Annotated in this window: 10 protein-coding genes; 7 read left to right on the top strand and 3 right to left on the bottom strand. The window is 77.5% G+C overall.

Features of this window, described 5'->3' with window-relative positions; all coding sequences use genetic code 11:
• On the top strand, window positions 1–983 hold a 983-nt coding region (locus E9549_RS21760; protein WP_236828681.1), incomplete at its 5' end, for a CHAD domain-containing protein.
• A 63-nt stretch (window positions 984–1,046) separates the two neighbouring features.
• Here E9549_RS21760 and E9549_RS21755 read toward each other — a convergent pair.
• Window positions 1,047–1,289, bottom strand: coding sequence for a PLDc N-terminal domain-containing protein (locus E9549_RS21755; protein ID WP_236828680.1), 243 nt, complete (start codon window positions 1,287–1,289; stop codon window positions 1,047–1,049).
• A 256-nt stretch (window positions 1,290–1,545) separates the two neighbouring features.
• Between E9549_RS21755 and E9549_RS21750 the strand changes: the two genes are divergently transcribed.
• The 5 genes from E9549_RS21750 (at window position 1,546) to E9549_RS21730 (ending at window position 5,080) form a co-directional block, all read left to right on the top strand.
• A complete protein-coding gene (locus tag E9549_RS21750; protein WP_236828679.1) occupies window positions 1,546–1,752 on the top strand; it encodes a hypothetical protein in 207 nt (68 codons plus the stop codon).
• 132 nt (window positions 1,753–1,884) lie between these two features.
• On the top strand, window positions 1,885–2,550 hold the full coding sequence (locus E9549_RS21745) for a DUF998 domain-containing protein (protein WP_236828678.1): 666 nt from the start codon (window positions 1,885–1,887) through the stop codon (window positions 2,548–2,550).
• A gap of 31 nt (window positions 2,551–2,581) precedes the next feature.
• Window positions 2,582–3,166: a DUF4234 domain-containing protein gene (locus E9549_RS21740; protein ID WP_236828677.1), complete on the top strand. Its 585-nt coding sequence runs from the start codon at window positions 2,582–2,584 to the stop codon at window positions 3,164–3,166.
• Window positions 3,150–3,911, top strand: coding sequence for a VOC family protein (locus E9549_RS21735; RefSeq protein ID WP_236828676.1), 762 nt, complete (start codon window positions 3,150–3,152; stop codon window positions 3,909–3,911). The genes E9549_RS21740 and E9549_RS21735 overlap by 17 nt, the downstream gene beginning before the upstream one ends.
• Window positions 3,912–4,033: 122 nt before the next feature.
• A complete protein-coding gene (locus tag E9549_RS21730) occupies window positions 4,034–5,080 on the top strand; it encodes a patatin-like phospholipase family protein (RefSeq protein WP_236828675.1) in 1,047 nt (348 codons plus the stop codon).
• Between the two features lie 37 nt (window positions 5,081–5,117).
• On the opposite strand, the gene E9549_RS21725 is transcribed toward E9549_RS21730, so the two are convergent.
• Window positions 5,118–5,846 carry a hypothetical protein gene (locus E9549_RS21725; protein ID WP_236828674.1) on the bottom strand — a complete coding sequence of 243 codons (729 nt, stop codon included), beginning with the start codon at window positions 5,844–5,846 and terminating at the stop codon, window positions 5,118–5,120.
• A 149-nt stretch (window positions 5,847–5,995) separates the two neighbouring features.
• On the opposite strand from E9549_RS21725, the gene E9549_RS21720 reads away from it, so the two are divergent.
• Window positions 5,996–7,162 carry a DUF3500 domain-containing protein gene (locus tag E9549_RS21720; RefSeq protein WP_236828673.1) on the top strand — a complete coding sequence of 389 codons (1,167 nt, stop codon included), beginning with the start codon at window positions 5,996–5,998 and terminating at the stop codon, window positions 7,160–7,162.
• A 12-nt stretch (window positions 7,163–7,174) separates the two neighbouring features.
• On the opposite strand, the gene E9549_RS21715 is transcribed toward E9549_RS21720, so the two are convergent.
• The coding region (locus E9549_RS21715) for a helix-turn-helix domain-containing protein (protein ID WP_236828672.1) at window positions 7,175–8,583 on the bottom strand (1,409 nt) is incomplete at its 5' end.

Below are 8,583 nucleotides of genomic sequence, written 5' to 3'. Positions count from 1 at the left end.
GGCTGGGGGAGCGCGGGCTGACGGCGGGGCCGGCGGCGTCGGCGCTGCACCGCGTCCTGGGCGGGGACGCCCGGGGGGCCGCGGCGCGGCGCCCCGAGAAGCTGAAGGCCAGGTCGGCGGCCGGTGCCGTCGTCCTGGCCCACGTGCGCGAGCAGGTGGACCAGATCCGCGCCCAGGACCTGCCGGCCCGCCTGGACCTGCCCGACGCGGTGCACCGGATGCGGGTGGCCACCCGGCGGCTGCGCAGCGCGCTCACCACCTTCGCCCCGCTGTTCGAGGCAGCGGTGGTCCGGCCGCTGCGCGGCGAGCTGACGTGGCTCGCGGCGGAGCTCGGGGCGGCGCGGGACGCGGAGGTGCTGCGGGACCGGGTGGCCGCCGTCCTGGCTGCCGATGACGAAGCGGGGCCCGCCGCCGAGCAGGTGCTCGCCGAGCTCGGCCGGGCGCACCGCGCAGCGCACGACCGGCTGCTGGCCGACCTGGACGGCGAGCGCTACCACCGGCTGCTCGCGGCCCTGGACGAGCTGGTCGGGGCCCCACCCACCACCGACCGCGCCGCCGGCCGGGCGAAGGAGGAGCTGCCGCGCCTGGTGGGCCGCAGCTTCACCGCCGTCCGCCGGCTGGTGGAGCAGGCCGACGCGCACCCGACCGGGCCCGCGCGCGATGAGCTGCTGCACGCGGCGCGCAAGAAGGCGAAGGCGGCGCGCTACGCCGGCGAGTCGGTCGAGCGCGTCTTCGGGGACGACGCGGCCGCGTTCGCCCGGGCGATGGAGACCCTGCAGGAGGCGCTGGGGGAGCACCAGGACTCCGTCCTCACCCGGCAGCGGCTCCGCGAGCTCGCGGCCACCACCCCGTCCACGGGTGCCGCGTTCCTCTACGGCCGCCTGCACGCGCTCGAGGAGGCCCGCGGCGCGGGGCACCGGCGCCGCCTCGCCGACGCCTGGAAGGCGGCCCGGCGCACGTCGGTGCGCCGCTGGACGCGCTGACCGGCACCACGCAGCCCGGACGGGGGCCCTGCTGCGAGGGACGCAGCTCCGTTGCGGTAGCCGTCACCCCGCGGAGCGCCGCCCCCACCGGAACCAGGCCAGCGGCCCCACCCAGTTGACCGCGATGACGACCGCCCACCGGCGGCGGCTGCCGTTCACCCGGCCGGCCGGACGGGTGGCGAGATCGGTCCAGGCGGCGGCCGCCAGGGCGAGCTGCACGGCACCCAGGGCGACGAGCAGGGCGCGCCGCCGGGGGGAGAGGTCACGCCACCGGCGCGCCGCCGGGGCCGTGGGGTGCGATCGCATGGCAGCGGGGGCTCCCTCCGTGCGGGCGCCGGGGGCGGCGCAGGGGCCTGCGGTCGCCGGTCCGGTGGGCTGTCCCGAGAGTCGCCGGCGCGGCCTCCGGGCGCTGCGGCCCCAGGTCACGCCTCCGTGTGGCGCCGGGCCCGGGTGCGGGGACCGAAAGACCCGGTCCGGGCCGGGGGGCGCCGGTCGACACTGCACGCGGAGGGCCGGGAGCCTCGCCGCTCCCGCCCCCGGGGGGCGACGGCAGGGGGACGGGATGGAGTGGCTGCTCGTCATCACCGCCGGCCTGGTCGTCGAGCTGCTCGTGATCGTGGCCCTCGGCCGGCGCGCCACCGGGGCCTACGGCACCCCGGACCAGGGTGCTCCCGGGGCGACGCCCCATGACCGGGACGGCGCGCTGCTGCTGCACCTGGGCACCCACCGGCACGACGAGGGCCTGCCTCCGGAGGCGGTCGGGGCCTGAGACGCGCGCAGGTGGGGGACCCGAGGGGCGGACCGTCCCGTCGGCGTGGGTCGTCCGGCCCTGCGCCCCGGCCGGCCGGCCGGGCACGGTGGGTGCGGCCTCAGCCACCGCCACCCGAGGAGGACCCGTGCCATGACCGACACCCGCCACCGACCCGAGCCGGCCGCCGGCGTGCCGGTGCGGTCCGCCGACCGCCGCGTCGCCGGGCTGCTCCTGGTGGTCGCCGGCTCGGCCGTCGTGCTCGCCATCATGACCGCGGAGGCGCTCTACCCGGCGGTCTACGACCTGCACCGGAACACGGTGAGCGACCTGGCGGCGATGCGGCCCGACGACGTCGTGCGGCAGCCCTCGGCCGCCATCTTCAACACCACGATGGTCGTCGCGGGCGCCCTCATCGCCGTCGCCGCGGTGCTCCTGCACCGTTCCCGTGCAGGCCTCGTGGCGACCGTCCCGGTGCTGGGGCTGGGCATCGGGATGATCGGTGTCGGCGTCTTCCCGGGGAACACGGTGATGGCGGTGCACCAGCTGGTCTCGCTCGCCACCTTCCTGTGCGGCGGCGTCGCGGCGATCGCCACCGCCCGGCTGTCGGCCCGGGTCCTGCGCCCGCTGCACGTGGTGTTCGGCGGCGTCGCCCTGACCTTCCTGGTCGGTTACACGTTCCTGGGCGACCTGGCCGTCTTCGACCGGCTCGGCGAGGGCGGGGTGGAGCGCTGGATCGTCTACCCCGTCGTCCTCTGGATCGTCGTGCTCGGCGCCGGGCTGGCCACGGCACGCGCCGGGGGGCCCCGGACGACGTGAGCAGGCCCCTGGTCCGGGAACGAGGAGGACCATGACCTCGCCGCAGTCGACGCCCCCTCCGCCGCCGCGCGGGCCGGTGGCCCCCGGTGCCGCGTCCGGGCAGCAGCCCAGGATCCCGCAGCAGCCGGGTCCCGGGGCGGTGCCGGGCGTTCCGGACGACGCCCTGTTCCCGCGGCCGACCGGTGAGCCCGGGCGCATGCGGCCGACGGGCACGACGATCCTGCTGGTGGTCGTCACGCTGGGCATCTGGGCCTTCGTCTGCTACCACCAGGTGCACGACGAGATGCGCCGGCACAGCGGGCAGGGGCTCGGCGGGGTGCTGGCCCTCCTGATCAGCATCGTCTTCGGCATCGTCTCCCCGTTCCTGCTCAGCAACGAGGTCGGCCAGCTCTACGAGCGGCGGGGTCATCAGCAGCCGGTGAGCGCGCTGACCGGGGTGTGGTCCTTCCCCGGGCTCTTCCTCCTGGTCGGCCCGTTCATCTGGTTCGCCAGGACCGACGACGCGCCCAACGAGTACTGGCGGGGTCTGGGTGTCACCGGATCGACCCTCGCGTGGGACGGACCGCCCCGGCCCGAACCGTGCGCCGCTGGTCCCGGGGGTGCCGCTGCCCGCTGACCTCGCCACCGTCGGGACGGTCGCCTGGCTCGATCTGACGACCCCCGACGTCGACGTCGCGGCCTCCTTCTACGCCCACCTGCTCGGCTGGCGACTGGAGTCCGCCGACACCCCGGTGGGCCGGTACGTGGTCGGCTCGGTCGGCGCCGGCCCGGTCGCGGGCATGATGGCGCCGGAGGCGGCGGGCGGCCCGGCCCCGGCCTGGGTGCCGTTCTTCGGCGTCGCGGACGCGGCCGATGCGCTCGAGCGGGCCGGCGACCTGGGTGCGACGGCACTGCAGCCCCCGACGCAGGTGCCCAGCGGTGCCCGGATCGCGGTGGTGGCCGACCCCGCCGGTGCGGTGGTCGGCCTGATCGAGCCCTCCGGCGGCCCCGCACCGGCCCGAGGGGTGACGGGCGCGGTGGCCTGGGTGGAGATCCAGACCCGCGATCCCGCGGCCAGCGAGGCGTTCTACACGGTGCTCATGGGCTGGACGGCGGGACCGCCCGCCGACGGGTACCGGGTGTTCGAACGGGCCGGCGAACCGGTCGCCGGGCTGCTGGCGATGCCCGCCGCGGTCCCGGCCGAGGTGCCCAGCTACTGGCTCGCCTACTTCGGGGTGGCCGACCTCGACCGGGCGTGCGCGCGCGTCGGCGAACTCGGTGGCACGGTGCTGGTACCGGTGACCACGGTGTCGGGCATGCCCTTCGCCGTGGCCGAGGACCCCGCCGGTGCGACGTTCGGCCTGCTGCACGCCTCTCCCTGAGAGGCCGACCGGCCCGGCCGGCCCGGGACCCCCGGCGCGCGACGGCAGCCGTTGTCCTCCGGCCGGTCCGCCCGCCCGGCGGGACGCTGGTGGCACGGCAGCCGACCGGAGGAGGTGCCCTCGTGCTGAGAGCGACCGGCGAGCCGCGCGGCCCGGCCACCGAGCGGTTGCCGGCGGACCCGGCGGCGCGCCGGGGTCTGGTGATCGGGGCCGGCGCCGCCCTGGGAGGCGCGTGGGCGCTCGGCGCCCTCGTGGCCCTCCAGGAGGTGGAGGGATACGACCCCGCGGGGGTCGAGGTCGTCGTCGGCACCTCCGCAGGATCGGTGCTCGCCGCGCTGATCGGCTGCGGGGTGCCGTCGCAGCGGATGGTGCGGCGGCTCTCCGGCGGCAGCGTGGAGGTGGAGGGCACGGAGCCGGTGAACGCCCTGGACGTCGACGACCACGTGCACCGCGCCGTCGGGGACGTCCCGTTCCCGGTCCTGCTGCCCGGCAACCTGGCCCTGGCCGCCCGGGCCCTGGGCAGCCCCGGCCGGCACACGCTCATGACGACCGCGGCCGCTCTCGCGCCGCGCGGGCGGGGCTCGGTGCGGCCGGTCGGTGAGCTCGTGGCCGAGCACCAGGGCGGCGCGGGGTGGCCCGATCGGCCCCGGACCTGGGTGGTGACCATGGACTTCGACTCGGGGCGCCGCGTCGTCTTCGGCCGGCCGGGCTCGCCCGCGGCAGCCCTCCCGGAGGCGGTCATGGCCTCGTGCGCGGCACCCGGGTACTACCCGCCGGTGGCCATCGCGGGGCGGCGCTACGTCGACGGAGGTGGGGTGTCGGTCACCAACGCCGACGTGCTCGTCCGCGACCGCCTCGACGAGGTGGTGGTGCTGGCGCCCATGGCGTTCGCCGGCCGGGACCCCCGCCGGGGGGCGAGGGCACGGCTCGAGGGCACGCTCCGGGCCTACGCAACCCGGCGCCTCGAGAAGGAGGTCGACCGGCTGACCGCCGCCGGGAGCCGGGTCCGGGTGCTCGCACCGACCCCGGAGGACCTGGCCGTCATCGGGCCGGACGTCATGGACGCCGGGCGCCGGTCAGCGGTCTTCGAGACGGCCCGGCGCACCACCGCTGCGGTGCTGTCCACCGGCGGGGCCGACCGGGCGGAGATCCGCCCCGTGGCCTCGTGACCCGGCCCCGGGGCGGCTGCACCGGGGCCGGCGCCGCTCAGCCGCCCGACGGCGGGGCGTCCTCCGTGCCGGACCCGACCGGTCCCAGCGGCGCGAAGCTCGTCGTCGGCCGTGGGGACCGGCCGTGCTCGGCGTGGCGCTTCATCGACACCAGGGCGCCGCGCAGCATCAGGCGGACGAAGGGCCGCAGGACGAGCCAGTAGGCGGCGAAGCGCCGCCGGGCCGCGTCGTCGGTGCAGCGGGTGCGGCTCTCGTAGGTCAGCAGCGTGCGGCCCTCGCCGTACGGGTGCAGCACCAGGCCGGCGAGCGTCCTGGCGTAGCCGGGGCGGTCGAACGCCAGGAACTCCTCGGCGGTGACCGGCACGATGCCGTAGTCCCGCTGCCAGAACCGGCCGACCAGACCGGCGAGCAGTTCGACCCCGGGTTCGTCCCGGAGCACCACCCAGCCAGACCCGGCGCCGGCGAGGTCGCCCATGCGGAAGCTGGGGCGGGCGCCGGGTTCGGCCCCGTCCGCCGGCCCCTCCCCGGAACGCGTCCCGGCGCGCAGCCGGTTCGGCAGGTCCCGGGCGGAGACCATCAGCCCGGTCAGCCGGTCGTCCATCAGGTCGGCGTCCAGCACGGCCCGGTAGGTATGGCGCGGGTCTGCGTTCACGACGACGTGCTGGACGACGTTCGCGTCGAACCGGGGCATCACCTCGTCGATCAGCAGGGCACCCGGACGCGGGGGCGAAGGGCTGGAGGAGGGCTGGGCCTGGATCGTGGTCATGGCTGCCAGGAGAGCGGCGCGACCGCCGGTCGGCCAGGGCCGACCGGACCGGTGTCGCGGCCCGCAGGTCCCTGCTGCGGGTCTCCGGGCGCTGACCCGACGGCGGGGCCCGACCGGCGCGGAGCCGGGCCCGGGGGGAGCATCGCTGCATGGCAGGTGCGCAGCCCCCCACGGACGACGGCCCCGCCCGTGAGGTGGCCCGCCGGATGGCCGAGGCGGCGGCGACCTGGCTGGACGGGCTGGATGCGGAGCAGCGTCGGGTGGCCTCGGGCGCCGTTCCTGCCGACGACGCGTCGGACGCCGAGCGCCGGCGCTGGTTCTACACGCCCACCGACCACGGCGGGCTGACCTTCCACGCCCAGCGGCCGGCGCAGCAGCGGGCCGCAATGCGCCTGGTGGCTTCCGGGCTGTCCACGCCCGCGTACGTCACCGTCGCGACGGTCATCGGCCTGGAGAACGTGCTCGACCAGGCCGAGGGTTTCGTCGCCCGTTTCGATCGCGACCGCGGCCGCGACCCGGGGCTCTACCACCTTCGGGTGTTCGGCGAGCCCGGCGGGCGGGGGACGTGGGGGTGGCGGTTCGGCGGGCACCACGTGTCGCTGAACAACCTCGTCGTCGACGGCGCCGTCGTCGCCACCACGCCGTGCTTCCTGGGCGCCGACCCGGCGGCGTCCCCGCTGCTCGGTGGCGCGGTGAACCGACCGCTCGGCCGGGTGGAGGACCTCGCCCGCGACCTGGTCCGCTCGCTGCCGCCGGACCTGGCCGGCCGCGCCGTGCTGCTGGATCGGGCACCGTCGGACCTGGTCACCGCCAACCGCACCAGCGTCGCCCCGGGCGACCGGGTCGTCCCGCTGGCCGGCATCTGGCGCGACGCGCGGTTCCCCGACGACGACGAGCAGGCGAGGCTGCAGGCGGTGAGCGACGCGATCGACGAGGCCTCCGGGTACGGGGAGACCGAGCACGCGGCCGTCGCCTACAGCGCCGAGCCGAAGGGCGTCGCGGCCGCGGAGCTCGACACCGAGCAGCGCGGGCTGCTGCGGGCGCTGCTGGGCACCTACCTCGACCGCGTGCCCGAGGGGGTGTCGCCGTCCCGGAGGTACGACGACGACACCGTCCTCGACGCGGTGCACGTCGCCTGGGCCGGGCCCATGGAGCCTGGGGCGCCGCACTACTACCGGGTGCAGGGACCACGGCTGCTCGTCGAGTGGGACAACACCCAGCGCGGGGCCGACCACGCGCACTCGGTCTGGCGCGACCCCGCGGCCGACTTCGGGATGGACGTGCTGGCCCGCCACCGCGCGGCCGCCCACCGCTGAGCCGGCCCGCGGTCAGCCCGGTGCGTCAGGCAGCGCCAGGCCGTAGTGCGCGATCTTGCGGTACAGGGTCGCGCGGCCGATGCCGAGCACCTGCGCGGCGCGGGTGACCGTGGTGCCCGGCTCGGTGAGGCACCGGACGATCTCGTCGCGCTCCAGCCGCTCCAGGCGGCTCAGCGGCCGGGAGCCGCCGTCGAGGACCTCCGCGGCGAGGTGGTGGACGTCGACGACGTCGGCGCGGGCGACGGCCTCCCGCACCACCCGGCGCAGCTGGCGGGTGTTCCCCGGCCACGGGCAGCCGGTCAGCGCACGCACCGCCCGGGCGGTGAAGCCGACCGGGCGGTGCCGTTCGGCCCGGGCGACGGCGTGCGCCACCGCCATCACGTCCTCGGTGCGCAGGCGCAGCGGCGGCACCTCGACGACCGCGTCGACGAGCAGCGCCAGCGGCGCGGGGAGCGCGGCGTACTCCCGGCTGGTCAGGACGAACGGCTGCGGGTGGCCGTCGGTCCGCCGCGCCGCGGTCAGGGCGGCGGCGAGCTCCTCGGCCGCCCACGCCGGCAGCCGCTCGGTGCCCGACACGACGACGTGCACCCGGGGGTCGCGCAGCTCCGGGGTCCACAGCTCCAGCCAGGCCGCGGCGCCGTCGTCGGCGGGGGCGCGGGCGTGCAGGACCCGACGGCCCGGCCCCGGGCGCCGCCGCCGCGCCAGGACGGCGAGCGTCGACTTGCCGACCCCGGGCTCACCGACGACGGCGACCACCCGGCCCGCGGCGTCGGCCGCCCGCGCCGCCGCGAGGGCCGACCGCCACCCGGGGGAGACGCACGGGTCCTCCTCGTCGGCGGCCCCGGGGACCACCCGGAAGACCTCGCCACGGGGCGCCGATCCGGCCCGCCGCCCGGTGGAGCGCGCCAGCATCAGCCCGCTCGTCGCGCCGGCCGCGGCCTGGGCCAGGGCCAGCAGCAGCTCGGAGGAGCTCTCCGACCAGGTGGTGAGGTTGATCGACCCCGCCAGCTCGCCGCTGACCGGGTCCAGCACGGGGACGGCCGCGCAGGTGTAGCCGCGCAGCTCGGCGCAGTAGTGGTCCGCCGCCCGGACCAGCGAGGGGGCGCGGTCGGCCAGGGAGAGGCCCAGGCCGTTGGTGCCGGCCTGCCGCTCGGAGTAGTAGAAGCCCGGCGCGAGGTGCACCGCGTCCAGCGAGCGCCGCATCCCCGCGTCGTCGCAGAGCCGCAGCAGGACCAGACCCTCGCGGTCGGCGACCATCAGGCTGACCGGCTCGCCGGCGATCGTCGCGTGCAGCCCGGTGAGCACCTGCGACCCGCACTCGAACAGCAGCGAGCCGGTGTCGACCGAGCCGGTGAAGCGCGGCAGCACCTCGTCCGGCGGCACCCCGTACTGCTGGCTGCGCCGCCAGGAGGCCCGCAGCC

The sequence above is a fragment of the Blastococcus sp. MG754426 genome, assembly GCF_021699055.1.
Taxonomy (GTDB): domain Bacteria; phylum Actinomycetota; class Actinomycetes; order Mycobacteriales; family Geodermatophilaceae; genus Blastococcus.
The sequence above is the reverse complement of the archived record's forward strand: the minus strand, read 5'-3'. Positions and strand labels throughout refer to the sequence as shown.

Bases quoted from the DNA above. Each gene is read 5' to 3' on its own strand.
- E9549_RS21755 (WP_236828680.1), bottom strand. From the start codon at position 1,289: ATGCGATCGCACCCCACGGCCCCGGCGGCGCGCCGGTGGCGTGACCTC.
- E9549_RS21720 (WP_236828673.1), top strand. From the start codon at position 5,996: ATGGCAGGTGCGCAGCCCCCCACGGACGACGGCCCCGCCCGTGAGGTG.
- E9549_RS21740 (WP_236828677.1), top strand. From the start codon at position 2,582: ATGACCTCGCCGCAGTCGACGCCCCCTCCGCCGCCGCGCGGGCCGGTG.
- E9549_RS21745 (WP_236828678.1), top strand. From the start codon at position 1,885: ATGACCGACACCCGCCACCGACCCGAGCCGGCCGCCGGCGTGCCGGTG.
- E9549_RS21725 (WP_236828674.1), bottom strand. From the start codon at position 5,846: ATGACCACGATCCAGGCCCAGCCCTCCTCCAGCCCTTCGCCCCCGCGT.
- E9549_RS21750 (WP_236828679.1), top strand. From the start codon at position 1,546: ATGGAGTGGCTGCTCGTCATCACCGCCGGCCTGGTCGTCGAGCTGCTC.